19 protein-coding genes are annotated in these 19723 nt (G+C 33.4%); 12 read left to right on the forward strand and 7 right to left on the reverse strand.

Features of this window, described 5'->3' with window-relative positions; genetic code table 11:
* Nucleotides 1-4 precede the first annotated feature (4 nt).
* The 9 genes from EV145_RS08675 (at nt 5) to scpA (ending at nt 8738) form a co-directional block, all read left to right on the forward strand.
* Nucleotides 5-472 (forward strand): low molecular weight protein-tyrosine-phosphatase, encoded by a 468-nt coding sequence (locus EV145_RS08675; RefSeq protein ID WP_133524815.1) that lies wholly within the window; start codon nt 5-7, stop codon nt 470-472.
* Between the two features lie 66 nt (nt 473-538).
* The gene (locus EV145_RS08680; protein ID WP_133524816.1) at nt 539-1252 is read left to right on the forward strand and encodes an SAM-dependent methyltransferase; all 714 of its coding nucleotides are present in this window, start codon (nt 539-541) and stop codon (nt 1250-1252) included.
* 23 nt (nt 1253-1275) lie between these two features.
* Nucleotides 1276-1728, forward strand: coding sequence for an energy transducer TonB (locus tag EV145_RS08685; RefSeq protein WP_133524817.1), 453 nt, complete (start codon nt 1276-1278; stop codon nt 1726-1728).
* A gap of 45 nt (nt 1729-1773) precedes the next feature.
* Nucleotides 1774-2901 (forward strand): methionine aminotransferase, encoded by a 1128-nt coding sequence (locus EV145_RS08690; RefSeq protein WP_133524818.1) that lies wholly within the window; start codon nt 1774-1776, stop codon nt 2899-2901.
* A 74-nt stretch (nt 2902-2975) separates the two neighbouring features.
* Entirely contained in the window at nt 2976-3857 is an 882-nt protein-coding gene (locus EV145_RS08695) for an SDR family oxidoreductase (protein ID WP_166638427.1), read from the forward strand.
* A gap of 273 nt (nt 3858-4130) precedes the next feature.
* Entirely contained in the window at nt 4131-4739 is a 609-nt protein-coding gene (gene udk / locus EV145_RS08700; RefSeq protein ID WP_133524819.1) for a uridine kinase, read from the forward strand.
* Between the two features lie 106 nt (nt 4740-4845).
* Nucleotides 4846-5178 carry an FtsB family cell division protein gene (locus tag EV145_RS08705; RefSeq protein ID WP_133524820.1) on the forward strand — a complete coding sequence of 111 codons (333 nt, stop codon included), beginning with the start codon at nt 4846-4848 and terminating at the stop codon, nt 5176-5178.
* 17 nt (nt 5179-5195) lie between these two features.
* Nucleotides 5196-6557, forward strand: coding sequence for a methylmalonyl-CoA mutase subunit beta (locus EV145_RS08710; RefSeq protein ID WP_133524821.1), 1362 nt, complete (start codon nt 5196-5198; stop codon nt 6555-6557).
* A gap of 45 nt (nt 6558-6602) precedes the next feature.
* Nucleotides 6603-8738, forward strand: coding sequence for a methylmalonyl-CoA mutase (gene scpA, locus EV145_RS08715; RefSeq protein ID WP_166638428.1), 2136 nt, complete (start codon nt 6603-6605; stop codon nt 8736-8738).
* Nucleotides 8739-8787: 49 nt separating this feature from the next.
* Here scpA and EV145_RS08720 read toward each other — a convergent pair whose 3' ends face one another.
* From EV145_RS08720 to dapF, 4 genes are all read right to left on the reverse strand, one after another.
* Nucleotides 8788-9429: a peptidoglycan-binding protein LysM gene (locus tag EV145_RS08720; protein WP_133524822.1), complete on the reverse strand. Its 642-nt coding sequence runs from the start codon at nt 9427-9429 to the stop codon at nt 8788-8790.
* A gap of 532 nt (nt 9430-9961) precedes the next feature.
* On the reverse strand, nt 9962-11002 hold the full coding sequence (gene mltG, locus EV145_RS08725) for an endolytic transglycosylase MltG (RefSeq protein ID WP_133524823.1): 1041 nt from the start codon (nt 11000-11002) through the stop codon (nt 9962-9964).
* A 10-nt stretch (nt 11003-11012) separates the two neighbouring features.
* Nucleotides 11013-11546 carry a GNAT family N-acetyltransferase gene (locus tag EV145_RS08730; protein WP_133524824.1) on the reverse strand — a complete coding sequence of 178 codons (534 nt, stop codon included), beginning with the start codon at nt 11544-11546 and terminating at the stop codon, nt 11013-11015.
* Between the two features lie 90 nt (nt 11547-11636).
* Entirely contained in the window at nt 11637-12419 is a 783-nt protein-coding gene (dapF, locus tag EV145_RS08735) for a diaminopimelate epimerase (RefSeq protein ID WP_133524825.1), read from the reverse strand.
* 138 nt (nt 12420-12557) lie between these two features.
* Here dapF and EV145_RS08740 point away from each other — a divergent pair, with 138 nt between their 5' ends.
* Both EV145_RS08740 and EV145_RS08745 read left to right on the forward strand, forming a co-directional pair.
* Entirely contained in the window at nt 12558-13958 is a 1401-nt protein-coding gene (locus tag EV145_RS08740) for a Do family serine endopeptidase (RefSeq protein WP_133524826.1), read from the forward strand.
* Nucleotides 13959-14168: 210 nt separating this feature from the next.
* A complete protein-coding gene (locus EV145_RS08745; protein WP_133524827.1) occupies nt 14169-15617 on the forward strand; it encodes a glyceraldehyde-3-phosphate dehydrogenase in 1449 nt (482 codons plus the stop codon).
* Between the two features lie 61 nt (nt 15618-15678).
* Here EV145_RS08745 and EV145_RS08750 read toward each other — a convergent pair whose 3' ends face one another.
* Entirely contained in the window at nt 15679-16137 is a 459-nt protein-coding gene (locus tag EV145_RS08750) for an Lrp/AsnC family transcriptional regulator (RefSeq protein WP_133524828.1), read from the reverse strand.
* 200 nt (nt 16138-16337) lie between these two features.
* Here EV145_RS08750 and ald point away from each other — a divergent pair, with 200 nt between their 5' ends.
* The gene (ald, locus tag EV145_RS08755) at nt 16338-17456 is read left to right on the forward strand and encodes an alanine dehydrogenase (RefSeq protein ID WP_133524829.1); all 1119 of its coding nucleotides are present in this window, start codon (nt 16338-16340) and stop codon (nt 17454-17456) included.
* A 126-nt stretch (nt 17457-17582) separates the two neighbouring features.
* On the opposite strand, the gene pafA is transcribed toward ald, so the two are convergent.
* Nucleotides 17583-19223 carry an alkaline phosphatase PafA gene (gene pafA, locus EV145_RS08760; RefSeq protein ID WP_133524830.1) on the reverse strand — a complete coding sequence of 547 codons (1641 nt, stop codon included), beginning with the start codon at nt 19221-19223 and terminating at the stop codon, nt 17583-17585.
* An 85-nt stretch (nt 19224-19308) separates the two neighbouring features.
* Nucleotides 19309-19723 (reverse strand): hypothetical protein (locus tag EV145_RS22535; protein WP_208110902.1); only part of this gene is annotated, 415 nt, incomplete at its 5' end.

Consider the following 19723-nt stretch of genomic DNA (forward strand, 5'->3'; position numbering starts at 1 on the left):
AATCATGCCAGTAAAAATTTTAATGGTTTGTCTGGGAAATATCTGTAGATCTCCTTTGGCAGAAGGAATTTTAGCATCTAAACTACCGCAAGATAAATTTATGGTTGATTCTGCCGGAACAGGATCTTGGCATGTGGGTCACGCACCCGACAAACGTTCAATTGCTGTTGCTCAAAAAAATGGATTATGTATTGATGGACAAAAAGGAAGACAATTTAAATCTTCTGATTTTGAAGAATTTGATTACATCTACGTCATGGATAATTCTAATTATCGCGATGTCCTTCATCTTGCAAAAACTCCTGAGCATAAAAACAAAGTCAATCTCATTTTAAACGAATTATTTCCAGACGAAAATGTTGATGTTCCAGACCCGTATTACGGAGCAGTCAATGGTTTCGACAATGTTTATCAGATGCTAGACGAAGCTTCTGAAATAATCGCAAAAAAACTTATCGCAAAACATTCATAATTTGTATTTCAATTATTATTAAAATAATTGAAGTACATTTTCTTTTTTAATTTAAAATAGTACCAAATGAAACTTCTAGGAAAATTATACTTAATTCCAACTACAATGGGCGAAAGCGATCCGATGGATGTTCTGCCTCAAACAGTTAAAAGAAGTATCGATTTTATAGATCATTATATTGTTGAAAACGAAAAAACGGCTAGAAAATCAATTAAAGCAGTTTCTCCGGAAAAAAAACAATCTGAATTGATTCTCTTTACACTAAACAAGAGAACCGAACCAAGCGAACATTTAGATTTCATTAAACCTCTATTAGAAGGAAAAAATGTCGGATTAATGAGCGAAGCCGGTTGTCCAGGTGTTGCTGATCCCGGTGCTGTAATTGTAAAACTAGCGCACGAAAAAGGAATTCAAGTTGTACCTTTAGTTGGGCCTTCTTCCATCCTATTGGCTATGATGGCTTCCGGAATGAATGGTCAAAGTTTTACTTTTAATGGCTATTTGCCAATTGACAAAGACGAGAAAAAATCAGCATTGAGACATTTTGAAAAATTATCGCACGATAAAAATCAATCACAGATTTTTATAGAAACTCCATATAGAAACAATAAATTGGTTGAAGATCTTTTACAAATTTTAAATCCTTCAACACATTTATGTATTGCTACTGATATTACGTTGCCAACAGAATTTATTAAAACAATGAAAATATCTGATTGGAAAAAATTAAACGTAGATTTACATAATCGACCGACGATTTTTATTATTCATAAAATGTAAGCTAAAATTTAAAAATATTATCTATGAAAAAATTTATAATCCTTATTGCTATTTGTTGCGTTCAAAATATTTTTTCTCAAACTATCCCAAAAGGCAATTCAACGCAATATAAAACAGAGGCTCCAGTTGGAAACGTTTCGTCAAATGCACAAGCTGTTACTGAGGAAGACAATCAAATTTACAATACAGCAGGAATAGACGTCAGACCGGAATTCCCTGGAGGAGTTGAAGCAATGAATGGCTTTATAAAACAAAACTTCAAAAGCCCAAAAGAAAACTTAAAAGGAAAAATATACGCCACTTTTATTATTGAAAAAGATGGATCATTAAGCGATATTAAAATTTTAAGAGATATTGGATATGAAACAGGCGCAGAAGCCATAAGAGTTTTAAAACTATTCCCAAAATGGAGCCCGGGAAAACAAAACAATAAAACTATTAGAGTCCTTTACTCCATTCCAATGCTAATAAATTAAGTTTATTTTATTCACTCACAAGTTTTCCCCAAATCAAACTTTATCATGAGTAAACTTCCAAACATAACCACAAGCATTTTTACGGTAATGTCAAAAATGGCAACCGAATATAATGCTATTAATCTTTCGCAGGGATTTCCAAATTTTCCTGTTGATGAAAGATTGACGGATATTGTTGCCCGGTTATCAAAGGAAAATGTACATCAATATACTCCAATGGCCGGTTATCCGCCATTGATGAACAAAATTGCAAAATTAATTCAGGATTCTTATAAGAGAACAATTAATCCTGATCTAGAACTTTTGGTTACAGCAGGTGCTACACAAGGAATTTTCACTTCAATTTTAGCTTTAGTCAAAGAAAATGATGAAGTAATTATTCTCGATCCGAGTTATGATTCGTATGAATCTCCTGTTTTACTCTGCAAAGCAAAACCAATTCGTGTGGCTCTAAATGACGATTACACGCCAAATTGGGAAACGATCGAAAAAGCTTGCTCAGAAAAAAGCCGAATGATTATCATCAATAATCCACACAATCCGACAGGCAAAATATTAAACGAAGCTGATTTTCTTCAATTAGAAAAAATACTTTCAAAATACCCGGATATTTTAGTTTTATCTGATGAAGTATATGAATACATCACTTTTGAGGAAAAACATATTTCGGCACATACCAAAAACTTCCTTTTAGACAGATGCATTATGGTTTCTTCTTTTGGGAAATCATTTCATATTACAGGCTGGAAAATTGGATACACAATTGCACCTGAATATTTAATGAAGGAAATCAAGAAAGTACATCAATTTTTGGTTTTCAGCGTCAACAGTATTTCTCAAGCAGCGATAAGTGAATATCTAGATGTTGTCGATGTTAACTTGCTTGGAAAATTCTATCAGGAAAAGAGAGATTATTTTCAAAAATTGCTTCAAAACAGCCAATTTGACTTGAAACCTTGCGAAGGAACTTATTTTCAAGTTGCTTCTTATGCAAATATTTCAGATGAAGACGACGTGACTTTCTGCAAAAATTTAATCATCAACCACGGTGTTGCAGCGATTCCAATTTCAACTTTCTATTCCGATCATAAAGACCAGAAACTGATTCGTTTTTGTTTTGCCAAAGATAATTTCACCCTAGAAGCTGCCGCAAAAAAACTGTGTGATATATAAAGTTTATCAAAATTTTATAACAATATTATGCGTGCATCCTATTTTTTTAATTAATATTGTAAAAAAAGAAAAGTATGAGCTATACAGATAAAATGTTGCGCGATGACGCCTTAAAAGGCAAAGTCATTGTAGTTACGGGCGGCGGAAGCGGTTTAGGAAAAGCAATGACAAAATATTTCTTAGAATTAGGCGCTCACGTAGCAATTACTTCCAGAGATTTAGAAAAACTAAAAACTACCGCAACAGAACTTGAAAGTGAAACGGGCGGTAAATGTCTGCCTCTTCAATGCGACGTTCGTCATTATGAAGAAGTGGAAAACATGCTTCAGGAAACCTTAAAAGTTTTTGGAAAAGTAGATGTTCTTTTAAACAACGCAGCCGGAAATTTCATTTCACCAACAGAACGTTTATCTGCAAATGCATTTGATACTGTTATCGATATCGTACTTAAAGGTTCTAAAAACTGTACACTGGCTTTTGGAAAACATTGGATTGACACAAAACAAACATCGGCTACGATATTGAATATTGTTACAACTTATGCGTGGACAGGTTCTGCTTATGTAGTACCAAGTGCGACTGCAAAAGCAGGAGTTTTAGCCATGACAAGAAGTCTTGCTGTGGAATGGGCGAAATATGGAATTCGTTCTAACGCCATCGCTCCGGGACCATTCCCAACAAAAGGAGCTTGGGACAGATTATTGCCGGGCGATCTTTCTGAAAAATTCGATATGGCTAAAAAAGTGCCTTTAAAACGTGTTGGAGATCACCAGGAATTAGCCAATTTAGCTGCTTATTTAGTATCTGATTTTTCAGCTTATGTAAATGGCGATGTCATTACCATTGATGGAGGCGAATGGCTAAAAGGCGCAGGACAGTTCAATTTATTAGAAGCAATTCCGGAAGAACTTTGGGATCAGCTTGAAATGATGATAAAAGCAAAAAAGAATAAATAATTACAAGTGCTTACTAAATTCAGAATATTTTTTAAAACTATACTGATTGCACGAAATCCCGAAGGTTTACTTTCGGGATTTTTTTATGTTTTTCACCATGCAAGTGACAATCTTTTAACCATATAAACAATATAAGTTCAGTCAAATATTGTTTTGTTTGAATATTTTACAGCTTAAATTTACTTACATTACTTATATGGTTAAATTATTTTATATGTTTAACAATTCACTTAAATTATTAATTTTGTCAAACAAATATCAAACAAAAATTTTATGCTCATTATTGGACTTGCAGGAGGAACAGGAAGTGGAAAAACAACAGTAGTACACCAAATCATGAACGAATTACCAGACACTGAAGTTGGCGTAATTTCTCAGGATTCGTATTACAAACAAACCGATAATTTATCTTTTGACGAAAGAGCATTAATAAATTTTGATCACCCGCGCGCCATCGATTTTGAATTATTGGTGAAACACTTAAAAGCTTTAAAAGCTGGCGAAACAATTGATCAGCCTGTATATTCTTTTATTCAACATAATAGAACAGACGATACAGTTTCAACACATCCGAGAAAAGTAATGATTGTAGAAGGAATCTTGATTTTAACCAATCCTGAACTTCGCGATATGTTTGACATCAAAATCTTTGTTCATGCTGATTCTGATGAAAGATTAATTCGTCGTTTAAAAAGAGATATTTCAGAACGCGGACGTGATATTGACGAGGTTTTAAACCGTTACCAAACTACTTTAAAACCTATGCATGAGCAATTTATAGAACCGTCGAAGGCTTTTGCAGACATTATTATTCCAAATGACAAATACAATACAGTAGCAATTGATGTAGTTCGTGCCGTAATTAATCAGCGAATTTTATAATTTTTATTGTAAATTTAAACCATAAAATGCAAGCTTCCCGATAATTGTCGGGATTGCTTTTTATGATGTCTAAAAACGCAATCCTATTCAAAAGAAACAATCTTATATGAAATTTAAAAATCCATACAAAGACAAAAAATGGTTTAGATTACTGGGCAATAAATATGTCTGGGTACTATTGTTTTTTGTTATTTGGATGTTATTTTTAGACAATTACTCCTATTTTGATCATCGTTTTTTAGACGGGCAGATTAACGAACTGCATGACAATAAAAAATATTATCAGGACGAAATAAAAAAAGATCAAGAACAAATCAAACAACTTAAAAATCCTGAACAAATAGAAAAATATGCTCGCGAAAAGTACTTTATGAAAAAAGACAGCGAAGATATTTACATCATTCACTTTGAAGGAGACACTATTCAAGAAAAAGAGTAATTCAGAAAAAACACCTAATGGCCACTAACCTATTCGAAGATTTTAATCCGATTTCATCCAAACAATGGAAACAAAAAATTCAGTTTGAATTGGATGGAGCCGACTATAACCAAACTGTAATTTGGAATTCCCCAGAAGATATTCAGGTAAAACCTTTTTATCACGACGATGAATTTACCAAAAGTGCTTCGGTGCAAACTCAGGCGTCCAACTTTAAAATCTGCCAAAATATATTTGTTTTTGATATCGAAAAATCAATAAAAAAAGCAATTAATACTATTGAAAGAGGTGCTGAAAGTTTGCGTTTTACTATTGAAAACGAAAATACTGACGTTGAAAAATTATTGAAAAATCTTCCTTTAGAAGGAAGAACGGTTTACTTTCATTTGAGTTTTCTCTCAATCGATTTCGTAAAAAAACTGAACGCTATTTCCATTGAAAAAAACGCGATATTTTATTGCAATTTAGATCCCATTGGCCAATTAGCACGTGACGGAAACTGGTTTGCTACATCAGATAAAAGTAATTTTGAAACACTTGAAAAAATTTCAAACCAGACCAATCTTCCGTTTCTTAGTGTAGATCTAGGTTTGTATCAAAATGCTGGAGCAAATATTACACAGCAAATCGCTTATAGTTTAGCGCATGCTAATGAATATTTAAACCGCTTTGCGGATTTAACAAAACCAATTGTTTTTCAGATATCCGTTGGAACAAACTACTTTTTTGAGATTGCAAAACTTCGTGCTTTGCGAATGCTTTTCCAATTAATTGCTTCAGAATATAATCCTGATTTTGATTGTCACTTTTTGGTTACGCCAACAAAACGGAACAAAACTATTTACGATTATAATGTCAACATGCTTCGCACTACAACCGAATGCATGTCGGCAATACTAGGCGGAGCTGACGCAGTTGCTAACTTACCTTACGATTCTTTATATCATAAAGACAACGAATTTGGAGACAGAATTGCTCGAAATCAGCTTTTAGTTTTAAAACACGAAAGTTATTTTGACAAAGTTGATAATCCAGCTGATGGAAGTTATTACATCGAAAGTTTAACCATGCAATTGGCAGAAAAAAGTTTGGCTTTATTTAAAGACATTGAAGTTAATGGCGGTTTTTTAAAGCTTTTGAACGACGGAACAATTAAAAAGAAAATTCAGGAAAGCGCCACTAAAGAACAAGAATTATTCGATTCTAAAAAAGAAGTTTTATTAGGCACAAATAAATACCCAAACAAAGAAGACCGAATGAAACATGATTTAGAATTGTTTCCTTTTGTAAAAATAAAACCAAGAAAAACATTAATTACACCTATTATAGAAAAAAGATTGGCCGAGAAACTTGAACAAGAAAGACTTGAACTTGAGTAATTCTTTTTAAACGTAATTAATATTCACACCAAAGAAAGTGTCTCCATGATGAGAAAAGACCTTAAACATATAAATCTTGAAAGTCGAAAGTCGAAAGTCAAAAGTCAAAAGTCTGAAAATTTGACCAAGAACTTTACTACAGCGGAAGGAATCGAACTTAAAAAAAACTATTCTGAAAAAGATATAGAAGATTTAGAGTTTCTGGATTTCGGAGCTGGTTTTGCGCCCAATTTACGCGGACCATACGCAACAATGTATGTTCGTCGTCCTTGGACAATTCGCCAGTATGCGGGATTTTCGACTGCAGAAGAAAGTAATGCTTTTTACAGAAGAAATCTTGCTGCGGGTCAAAAAGGACTTTCAATTGCTTTCGATTTGCCTACGCATCGCGGTTACGATTCAGATCATGAACGTGTCGTTGGTGATGTTGGAAAAGCCGGCGTCGCAATCGATTCGGTTGAAGATATGAAAGTATTATTTGATCAGATTCCATTAGATGAAATGTCGGTTTCGATGACTATGAATGGCGCTGTTTTGCCAATTATGGCATTTTATATCGTTGCAGCGGAAGAACAAGGTGTGGCAATCGAAAAATTATCGGGAACTATTCAGAACGATATTTTGAAGGAATTCATGGTGCGTAATACTTATATTTATCCGCCAACACCTTCGATGAAAATCATTGCTGATATTTTTGAATTTACAAGCAAAAAAATGCCAAAATTCAATTCTATCTCAATATCGGGATATCATATGCAGGAAGCTGGAGCAACAGCAGATATTGAATTAGCATATACTTTAGCCGATGGTTTAGAATATATTAGAACAGGTTTATCCACCGGAATGACTATTGATGAATTTGCTCCTCGCCTATCTTTCTTTTGGGCAATTGGAATGAATCATTTTATGGAAATTGCAAAAATGAGAGCCGGCAGAATGATTTGGGCAAAACTGATTCAGCAATTTAATCCGAAAAGCGATAAATCATTAGCACTAAGAACACACTGTCAAACAAGTGGCTGGAGTTTAACCGAACAAGATCCTTTTAATAATGTAGCCAGAACTTGTATTGAAGCCACAGCGGCTGCTTTCGGCGGAACACAGTCGTTGCATACTAACGCACTCGACGAAGCAATTGCTTTGCCAACAGACTTTTCAGCTAGAATTGCACGAAATACACAAATTTATTTACAAGAAGAAACAAAGATTACCAAAACAGTAGATCCTTGGGGTGGCAGTTATTATGTGGAATCTTTGACTAATGAAATCCTAGAAAACACTTGGAAATTAATTGAAGAAGTAGAAGAATTGGGCGGTATGACAAAAGCAATTGAAGCCGGAATTCCTAAACTTCGAATTGAAGAAGCTGCTGCGAGAAAACAAGCAAGAATTGACAGCGGACAAGATATTATTGTTGGTGTCAATAAATTTAGATTAGAAAAAGAAGATCCGCTTCATATATTAGATGTTGATAACCAAATGGTCCGTAAACAGCAAATTGAGCGATTAACAGAAATAAAAGCAAAAAGAAATACTGAAAAAGTAAATCAATCAATAGAAAAATTAATTCATTGTGCTAAAACTGGGCAAGGAAACTTATTAGAAATTGCAACCGAAGCTGCACGAGAAAGAGCAACTTTAGGAGAAATCAGCGATGCTCTTGAAAGTGTTTTTGGACGATTCAAAGCACAAATTAAATCCTTTAGCGGTGTGTATAGTGCAGCAATAAAAAATGACGAAAATTTTGAAAAGGCAAAACAATTAGCGGATGCTTTTGCAAAACAAGAAGGAAGACGCCCACGAATTATGATTGCCAAAATGGGTCAAGACGGTCATGATCGTGGCGCAAAGGTAGTAGCAACCGGTTATGCCGATGTAGGTTTTGACGTGGATATAGGTCCATTATTTCAAACTCCAGCTGAAGCAGCAAAACAAGCCGTTGAAAATGATGTTCATATTTTAGGAGTTTCATCACTTGCTGCCGGGCATAAAACATTAGTGCCGCAGGTTATTGAAGAACTAAAAAAACACGGCCGTGAAGATATTATGGTAATTGTAGGCGGTGTAATTCCGGCGCAGGACTATCAATATTTATTTGATTCTGGCGCAGTCGCTATTTTTGGCCCAGGAACAAAAATAAGCGAAGCGGCAATTCAAATTTTAGAAATATTAATTGACTAAAAAGCATAAAAAATCCCGAATTGATTGATTCGGGATTTTTTATGCTTTTTTAAATCTTGTTTATTGTCGCGTTACTATCAGCTTCAATATAAGAGAGATCATAACCTCCAAAATCTTTCATATAGCTTTTTAATGAAGTTCCGTAAGCATCTCTAAAATGCCTTGCTCCTTTATTCTTAAAGAAGTTTTTCACTGAACCAGCTCCACCAAGGTGTGCTGCTGCTAAAATTCCAGATTCGGTAATTTCAATACCATTAATCACTTTTCCTTCGTACTTTTCGATTTCATAACGTAATATCCATTTGTTTTTGGATAATAAAGCAATGAAAGCTTTTTCTTGTAATGCAGGATTCTTTAAAAAGGCTTTGTGGTTTTTTATACCAATAGCTCTTAGGGCTTCAGAACCAAATTGGTATTTTCCCATGTAACCAAGCGTATTAACTAAGCGGTATTTTCCTTGAGATTCTTTGAAAGCAACTGCCTCTTTAAAACCTATAAAATGATTTCCGGTGTATGGGAAGTTTAAATTAGGATAATCATCCTTTTCTTGTGATGGAAATAGGTATTCGGCTCCATCTGATTTTTCGATAAGAAACCAACGTTTGGTTTCCAGATTGAAGGGTTTAAAACCCAAACTTAAAAATGTAATAATAACGACTAAACTCGCATAAAAATACCATTTCTTTATCATAAATTGTTTTTCTTCAAGACGCTGTCACCCTCTTGAAATTTCTACAGTGCAAAGATAAGAAATACAAAACAACACTGTTAATCAGGTACTTATGTAATTTTAAGAAATTAGAAATCCTGTTTAAACCCTTTGATCATGCCGTTTACGAGCATTTTTGAGGAAGTTGAATTGCACTGAAAAACAGGAAAAATTAAATCTCAAAAAATATCATTTTTATCATTTTTTTATCAAATTTGTTAAAAAACAAAGATAAAGCTTACAAAAAATATTCATTTTTTGGACTGAATATAATTTCACCCAGAAAATATTCAGAATAAATTTGTAGTAAAAAACCTAAATTTAGCTCTTTTTTTAACTTTTCTTTGAAAAAGCACTTTTTAAAATCTTTTAAAACGTCAAATTTGAGTTATGTTTTTTTTTTCTAGATTCTGAAAAAGAGAATTATTTCTAAAATAACTACGTAAATTCGACTTACAAAAAAACCGAAGCAAAATTTACTTCGGTCTAATATTATAATTTCTTAAAATTTTGACTATCTCGTAACACCCTGGCTTGCAATCCAGTCTGAATATTTTTTCGCATTTACATTATGTTCTGCTAAAGTAGAAGCAAATTCATGATAACCGAAACGATCAACACTTGCACAGAAATAAATATAATCGTTCTTCTCTGGGTTTAAAACTGCGTCAAGCGCTGTAATATCAGGCATTGCAATTGGTCCTGGTGGAAGCCCTACATTTACATAAGTATTATATGGAGATCTCATAACCAAGTCGTTATAAAAAACCCTTTTAATAACTTGGTCGAAATTATTATCTCTCAATTTCAAAGCATAAATAACTGTTGGATCAGCCTGAAGTGGCATATCTAAACGCAAACGGTTTAAATAAACTCCAGCAATACGTGGTCTCTCATCCTTCTTCACAGATTCTTTATGAACGATAGAAGCTAGAATTGTAGCTTGAACGGGAGTAAGTCCTTGTTTTTTTGCTTTCGCTATCCTTTCTTCAGTCCAAAATTTATGATATTCCTTAATCATTTTGTCACGGAATTTTTCTGCAGAAGTATTCCAATAAATCTCGTATGTATTTGGAATAAACATCGCAAAAACATTGTCTTCATTAAAACCATTCTCCGCCATGAAGGTAGAATCTTTAATCGCTTTTAATAAAGACAAACTATCGGCTTCAATTTCAGAACCAACTCTTCCAGCAAAATTTTCCAAACGCTCTTGATTATTAAAAGCTAATTTAACCGGAACATTAGAACGCATTGCACGAACTAAATCAATGTTATTCATTCCTTTTTTAAGTAGAAAACGCCCCGATTTTACATTTTCAGGATAGCTTCTTTTATTGGCCACCATCTCAAAATTGTCAAAGTTTTTGACATATGGTTCTAATATTTTTTTTACGTCTGTATAATTAGCACCACTTGGCACATAAACGTAAAGTTCCTCTTTTTCAAATTTCGTATTCGAACTGAAAATTTTATTAATTAAAATAAATCCGTAAATCATTAAAACTGAAATTACGGCTACAGCTACTATCGTGATATTTTTTTTTAAGCTCAAAGTTTAAAATTTAGATTTGTTTGTTAATTAATTGAAAAATTGCTTCGTCTTGATAGTGGTTATCGAGCAAAATCCAATCTTTTTTAATTCCGATTTTCTCAAAACCAAATTTAGTAAAAAGTGCTATACTAGCTACATTTCCTACATTAATATTTGCATAAAGCTGATGCAGATTTAAATTATGAAAAGAGTACTTTATCAATAACTCTAATGCCTCAGAACCAATGTTTTGATTTCTATATTCTTTATTTCGAATCACAATTCCTACTCCGGCCCTATTATTTCTAGGATCAAATTCAAATAAATCTATTAATCCAATAGCTGGAAAATCTTTATCCTGACAAATTGCCAACCGCAATTGCTTCGCCTCATAAATATCCTGTTGGGCATTTTCAAGATATTGACGAACTAAATAACGGCTATATGGCGTATTAGTATTGCTGACCTCCCAAATGTTCTGATCATTTTCCATTTCATACACGAACTCTAAATCATTAGGCTCTAATGCACGCAAGTAAATATTTTCGCCTTTGAGTGTGATCATTTATAATTTTAGATTTTAGAATTCAGATTTTAGATTGTCGATTTTTAAATTTGAAATTTATCTTCGACTTCACTAACACTAACAAATTGATTATATTTCTATCGTTCCTTTAAAAACAAATTTTGCTGGCCCAGTCAAGAAAACATTTGAAAAGTTTTCTCCTAATTTATCAAATGAAACAACCAGTTTTCCGCCTTCAACATTTAAATTAATTGAAGTTTTATCTGTTTGGCCAATTGCGTTCATCGCGATTGCAACTGCAGTTGCACCGGTTCCACAGGCAAGAGTTTCATCTTCAACGCCTCTTTCATAAGTTCTAAGCGAAAAAGTATCGTCATCAATTTTTTTAACAAAATTGATGTTGCTCCCTTTTTCTCCATATAAAGCTCCATAACGAATTGCCGCTCCATTTTCTTTTACATTATATTGTTGCAAATTTTCGACAATCTGTACATGGTGAGGAGAACCAGTATTTAAAAAAGTATGCGAATCATGTTTTTGAACTTCTTCAACATCAATCATTTGCAATGAAACAATAGCATCGTTGCCAACTGAAGCATGGTGTAAACCATCTGTTGCGATAAAAGTTGCCTTATCATTAATAACACCTAGTTGATTAGCAAAAGCAACCAAGCAGCGGCCGCCGTTTCCGCACATTGAACTTTCATTTCCGTCTGAGTTATAATAAACCATTCTGAAATCAGTTTCAGAATCATTTTCAAGTAAAATAAGCCCGTCAGCTCCAATGCCAAATCGTCTGTCACACAAACGTTCAATCAATTGAATATCTTCTTTTGGAAAAAAATTAGAACGATTGTCAATCATCACAAAATCGTTACCTGTACCTTGATATTTATAAAATTCTATTTGCATTTTTTAGTGGTTAAGAAATGCAAAAGTACGAACTATTAATTAATGAAATGTTAATCATTGTTAAAGAGCGTTAAACCATTTTTTCAAATAATTTTTTGCTTTAATTTTACGTTAACAACTTAAACATAAATTGTAATTATGAAAAGATTTTCAACCTTATTTTTAGTGTCATTACTAAGTGGTGCTACTACACTTGGTGCGTACAAATTATTATTTGATGGCAACAATTCTTTTTTTGGAAGAGAAAATTCTGTTGTTACTCAAGCCCCCAATTCATTTGGCAGAAATGTTGGATTATCAGCCGAAACTGTTGATTTTACTGCCGCTGCCGATAAGACAATCCATACCGTTGTTCACGTTAAAAATGTCTCTCGACGAACAATCAGTAATCCTATGATGGAATTTTTCTATGGTTACGGAGGTCAGCAACAGCAAGAACAAGTAGGAACTGGTTCTGGTGTTATTATTTCTGAAGATGGATATATTGTGACGAATAATCACGTAATTAAAGATGCAACAGAAATTGAAATTACGCTGAACAATAAAAAGTCGTACAAAGCAAAACTTATTGGAACTGATTCAAAAATGGATATTGCATTACTAAAAATCAATGCCGATGAAAAACTTCCATATACTGCTTTCGCCAATTCAGATTCAGTAAAAGTTGGTGAATGGGTTTTAGCAGTAGGTAATCCGTACAACTTAACTTCAACAGTTACAGCTGGAATTGTTTCGGCGAAAGCCAGAAATTTAGATCAAAGCGGTATTCAATCTTTCATTCAAACTGACGCTGCTGTGAATCCAGGAAATAGCGGTGGAGCGTTGGTAAATACACGCGGAGAATTAATTGGAATCAATACCATGATTTCTTCAATGACGGGTTCTTATGTTGGGTATTCGTTTGCAGTTCCTTCTAATATTGCCAGAAAAATTATTGAAGACATAATGGAATATGGAAATGTTCAAAGAGGAATTCTTGGCGTTGAAGGCGGAGAACTTAACAGCAGTGCATCTAAAGAATTAGGCGTAACACAAACACAAGGTTTTTATATCAACAGCGTTTCTAAAAATTCTGGTGCAGAAAAAGCTGGTTTGGGCAAAGGCGATATTATTGTAAAACTTGATGATCAAAATATTTCAACTTATGCAGATCTTTCAGGATATATTAATACAAAAAGACCAAATGATGTTGTAAAAGTTACCTATATTAAAGATGGAAAAACAAAAACAGTTCCTGTAACTTTAAGCAAAAATGAATTTTACAGCGCAGAATTTAAAGGAATCGAATTAGAAAATATTGATGCTGCCGATAAAAAGAGATTCAGAATTGATTATGGCGTTAAAATCAAAAATATTACAAATGAAAATTTAATGCAATATCAAAATGAACTGCAAGGAAATATTATTCTAAGTATTGATAATGTAAAAGCAACAAATGTTGAGACAGTTTCTAAACTTTTAAAGAAAAAAGATGAAGGCCAAAGTGTCCGAATTGAAATGATAAACAGAAACGGAGAGATATTTAGAATTATAATTTAAGTCGCAGTATACAGTTGCAGTATACAGTCTTAAAAAACTGCAAACCGAGACTGAGACTGAAAACTAAAAAAAAGTCATCTTAAGAAATTTAAGATGACTTTTTTATTTTCAAAAATAAATGCTAAAATAGTTTACGAAATCGATTGAAATGGATACTTTTGCGCCAAATTTTAAAATAGTGAGCATTTTATTTTTTCAATTTAGTCAATTATGAGCAAAAAATCCTTGTACCAAAAAGAGGTATCATTACAAGTCGACCGAAGAAGAGCTGGTGTCGAATTAATCAAAGTTATAAGTGATTTATGGTATGACAAATCCATTGAAATGGTTTTATTTAAAAACCAATTATTGGACAAAAACGTCAGCGATATAATCAATTTGCATCAATATGCAGGGGAATTTGTTGGTAAACCAATAACCATTTTTGATTCAGTTGAAATAGCAAAAGTTGTTTTATCGCTAGATTTGCCACCTGCAAAAATAGATTTGGGCAAATTAACTTATGAGTATCGCTTGGAAGATGAAAAATATCCTGACGCACGATACTTTGTTATGGATAAATTAAAAAAGGCAAAATCCTCAGAAGAAATTCAGCCAAAAGATGTTGTTCTATACGGTTTCGGAAGAATTGGACGTTTGTTAGCGAGAGAATTAATGTCTAAAACTGGAAAAGGAAATCAATTGCGTTTGAGAGCAATTGTAACACGTGATAAAAATGATGCATCAAGTTTAGAGAAACGAGCTTCTCTATTGCGTTATGATTCCATTCATGGAGATTTTCAAGGATCAGTAACTGCCGATCCAAAAAATAATGCGCTAATTATCAACGGAACAACCGTTCACATTATATCAGCAAATACACCAGAAGAAATTGATTATACACAATATGGAATCAATGATTCCTTGCTAATTGACAATACTGGAGTATTTACTACAGAAGAAGCTTTAAAAAGACATTTAGCTTCGCAAGGTGTTAGTAAAGTACTTTTGACGGCCCCAGGAAAAGGAATTCCAAATATTGTACACGGTGTTAATCACAATGATTTTAATCCTGATGAAATCAATATTTTTTCTGCCGCATCATGCACTACAAATGCTATTACACCAGTTCTAAAAGCTATTGAAGATACTGTTGGCGTTGTAAAAGGACATTTGGAAACCATTCATGCCTATACGAATGACCAGAATTTGGTTGATAATATGCACCGAAAATACCGTCGCGGAAGAGCTGCTGCATTAAATATGGTTATCACCGAAACTGGTGCTGGAAGCGCTGTTGCAAAAGCCTTGCCTTCATTAGAAGGAAAATTAACATCCAATGCAATTCGTGTTCCTGTTCCAAATGGCTCATTAGTAGTTTTAAATCTAGAAGTTAAAAAAGCGACTACAATTTTAGGCGTAAATAAAATCATGAAAAAATACGCTCTTGAAGGCGAGCTAGTAGAACAAATAAAATATTCTTTGAATAATGAATTAGTTTCTTCTGACATAGTAGGCACATCTGCTCCTGCAATTTATGACAGTAATGCTACAATCGTATCAAAAGATGGAAAAAATATTGTACTCTATATTTGGTACGATAACGAATATGGCTATAGCCATCAAGTAATTCGTCTTGCAAAATATATCGCAAAAGTAAGACGCTTTACTTACTATTAATATAAAACCAAAACCAACCATTTCTAAAAACCATCAAGTTTTCTTGGTGGTTTTTTATTTATCAAATTGGAAGAACAGTTGTACTTTTTACTTCAGAAATAACAAAAACAGTATTAATTAGAGAAACCTCAGGCAAAACAGATAATTTCTTTTGATGAAAATGATGGTAGCTTTCCATATCTGGTATGATAATTTTTAGCATGTAATCAAAATTTCCAGAAACGTAGTTACATTCCACAACCTCAGGCAAATTAAGAATGGACTGATTAAATCCTTCAGATGTATCATAGGTCTGTTTTGTTAGGGTAACCTGACAATATACCGTAAGATTGTTTCCTAATTTTTTCTTATTTAAAATAGAAACATATTTTTCTATAACACCCTCTTTTTCAAGACGTTTAACTCTATCATGAACAGGCGTAAGAGACAAATTTATTTTGTTTGCGATGTCTTTCAGGGTATAGTGGGCATTTTCTTGCAAAAGCCGTAAGATTTTTTTGTCAATTTCATCTAAAACCATAACGAAAACGTTTTCTTTAATTTGCAGAATTTAGTCTTTTTTTCTCTTTTAAGAAGCTAAAAAGCACTTAAACAGAAAATATTTCTGTAAAAGTATAAAATAAAATAATATTTTCTTATTTAAAAGTCAATTATCAATAATATATTCTCTATGAGTAGCTTTGTAAAACAAATTCAAGAAAAACAAAAAAATATACAATTATGATAATAGGTGTTCCAAAAGAAATTAAAAACAATGAAAATCGTGTAGCATTAACTCCAGCAGGTGTTTCTGAAATGAAAAAACACGGACACGTTGTTTATGTACAATCAACTGCAGGTTTAGGAAGTGGATTTGCTGATGAGGAATATACAAATGCTGGCGCTGTAGTTTTAGGAACTATTGAAGAGGTTTATGCTATTGCAGAAATGATCATCAAAGTAAAAGAACCAATTGCATCTGAATATCCTTTAATCAAAAAAGATCAATTACTTTTTACTTATTTCCACTTTGCATCATCAGAAGAATTGACTCACGCAATGCTTGAAAAAGGTGCAGTTTGTTTAGCTTATGAAACTGTAGAAAAAGCTGACCGTAGTTTGCCATTATTAGTTCCAATGTCTGAAGTTGCAGGTCGTATGGCTATTCAACAAGGAGCAAAATATCTTGAAAAACCATTAAAAGGAAGAGGAATTCTTTTAGGTGGTGTTCCAGGTGTACCACCAGCAAAAGTATTAGTTTTAGGTGGCGGTATTGTTGGAACTCAAGCTGCTAAAATGGCTGCAGGTTTGGGTGCTCAAGTTACTATTATGGATTTAAGTTTGCCACGTTTACGTCAATTAGATGATATCATGCCGGCAAATGTAAATACAGAAATGTCTAATCATTATAACATCACAAGAGCAATTAAAGATGCTGACTTAATTGTTGGAGCAGTTTTAATTCCAGGAGCAAAAGCACCACATTTAATTACACGTGACATGCTTAAATTAATGCGTCCAGGAACTGTTGTTGTTGACGTAGCAGTAGATCAAGGTGGATGTATCGAAACTTGTACCCCTACAACTCACGAAAATCCAACTTTTATTATTGATGATATCGTTCACTATTGTGTAGCTAATATGCCAGGTGCTGTTCCTTATACATCAACTTTGGCTTTAACTAATGCGACTTTACCATATGCATTACAGTTAGCAAACAAAGGATGGGAAAAAGCTTGTAACGAAAATGAAGAATTGAAAAAAGGATTAAACGTTGCTAATGGAAAAATCCTTTACAAAGGAGTTGCTGAAGCTTGGAATCTTCCTTATAATGAAGAATTAGTGTTAGCAAACGCATAGGCTAACATTAAAGTAAGTGCTTACTAAACACTACTTAAAAGGCTTTTCTTAATTGAAAAGCCTTTTTTAGTACCAAAAAATAAGCCAGTCAATTGACTGGCTTTAAATTTTATAATAACAGTGAATTTATTTTTTTGCATTCAAAGCTTCTTTTTTCTCATCTAAAACCTCCTGCATTACTTTTGCTTCGGTTCCATTAGGAAAAGCAACTTTGATTTTTTGTGCTACAGTTGGAGCAATTTCCGTAATAGCTTTTTTATCATATGATTCTCCTTTTTTAATATGCCATCCAAAAAATATAGCAGGCACATGAGTATCATAACTGTAAGGAGTTCCATGAGATGTACCAGTTGCCGAATATTCAATATCACCAGGTTTATCAATTACAACCATGTCACCATCCTGAGTTACATCATAACCTTTTGCAACAAAGTTCAAGTAATAGTCATTTCCTCCATTAGCTAAAATTTCTTCTTCCGTATATACTTTTTTAACCTGAGGCTGTGAAATTAAAAACTCTTTAAATGCTTGCTTTACTTTTGCTAATTCTAAACCTTTTTCTTTAATGATTTGCTTATTGAAGAAAATATTGAAATTAGAATAATTCAGCAATAAATCAACTCCAAAAGTCTTAATAGAAAAATCCTGAAGGCTTTTACGCACATCTTTTGACGGATAATTATCGACATTATACTTACGGTCTTTCAAATAAATTACATTCTCAGCTCCAGCGTGGTCAGCTGTTAAAAATAAAAGATAGTTTCCTTTACCAACAGTTTTGTCTAAATAAGCTAAAAAGTCAGCAATAGTTTGATCCAATCTCAAATAAGTATCTTGAAGTTCCATTGAGCGTGGTCCCAATAAATGTCCAACATAATCAGTTGAAGAAAAACTTACAGTTAAAAAATCAGTGATATTATCTTTACCAAGATCTTCTTTTTCAATAGCTTTTTTAGCAAATTCAGCCAAAAGATCGTTACCAAATGGAGTAGCTCTTAAAATTCCAGCATCATTTTTCTCATACATAGTTTTTAAATTATACGGGAAAACAGGCGCGGCACTTCCGTATAATTTACCTTCATACGGATTATTATCAGGAAGACTTTCATTATAAACCGAAGCTGGTTTATATAAATCCCAACCTTTGTTAATATATTTTAAATAGTTTTTTTCGTTATTGAACTCTGTTACCCATTCTGGCAATTTTTCACCATAAAAAGAACTCGAAATAAAAGAACCCGTTTTACTGTACCAAAAAGCCCAGTTTGCAAAATGACCAGCAGGCAAAATTGCACCACGATCTTTAAGACTCATTCCAATAACTTTACCCTGAAAATTAGTTGCCATTCTAACTTCGTCAGTAATAGTAGTACTTTGAAGATTTTTTGGAGACATTGCTCCTTCTTCAGCTGTTCCATCTCCGACAGTTTTTACACCGGCATCATCAGTACAATACATTTCTTTACCTAAAGTTCTGCTGAACCACTCATTACCAACTATACCGTGAGTTGCTGGCGTAGTCCCCGTGTAAATTGAAGCGTGACCTGGTGCAGTATAAGTTGGCATATAATTATAATGCATATTCTGAAAAGTGAATCCTTCATTCATTAATCTCTTGAACCCATTTTGTGTAAAATCATCTGAAAAACGATATAAATATTCCATTTTCATTTGATCTACAACAATACCTACAACCAACTTAGGGCGCTGTTGAGCATTTAAATTTGCAATAACAAACAATGTCAACAATACAATAGTTTTTTTCATACTTAAATTATAATATTTAAAACAAAAATAGGGATTCACATTTAAAAAGGCTAACAGAGGCTAAACTAAAACCCAAAATTGATTTTTATTTAACAGAAATAAGACGATATCTTGTTGAAGGAATGGATACAATCTGGGCGTTTCCCTCCGGGCCGGGCTGTCCGCTGTATCTTTTGCGATTGGGGGTTTTAGGATGGGGAATATGCCCAGGGTATCGCAAAAGGATGCCGCTCCCATCCCTAACGCAGTTTTGGGGCACACAACAAATACTCTTTTCACAAGAACCTGATGCTTTTATTGCTGTCCAACCGCAAAGAACGCAAAGATCTGCGCGAAGTCCGCCATGAAAAGCCTCTGCAGACTTGTTAAAGGCATCGTTAATCGCAAAGAAAAGAGACTTTGCGGCCTTTGCGGCCAAAAAACACAAAGAGCCATAAAACAAAAAATCCCTCCCGATAAATCGGGAAGGATTCTTAAAAGAAAGGCGACGACATACTCTC

This window comes from Flavobacterium sp. 245 (assembly GCF_004362055.1).
GTDB lineage: Bacteria > Bacteroidota > Bacteroidia > Flavobacteriales > Flavobacteriaceae > Flavobacterium.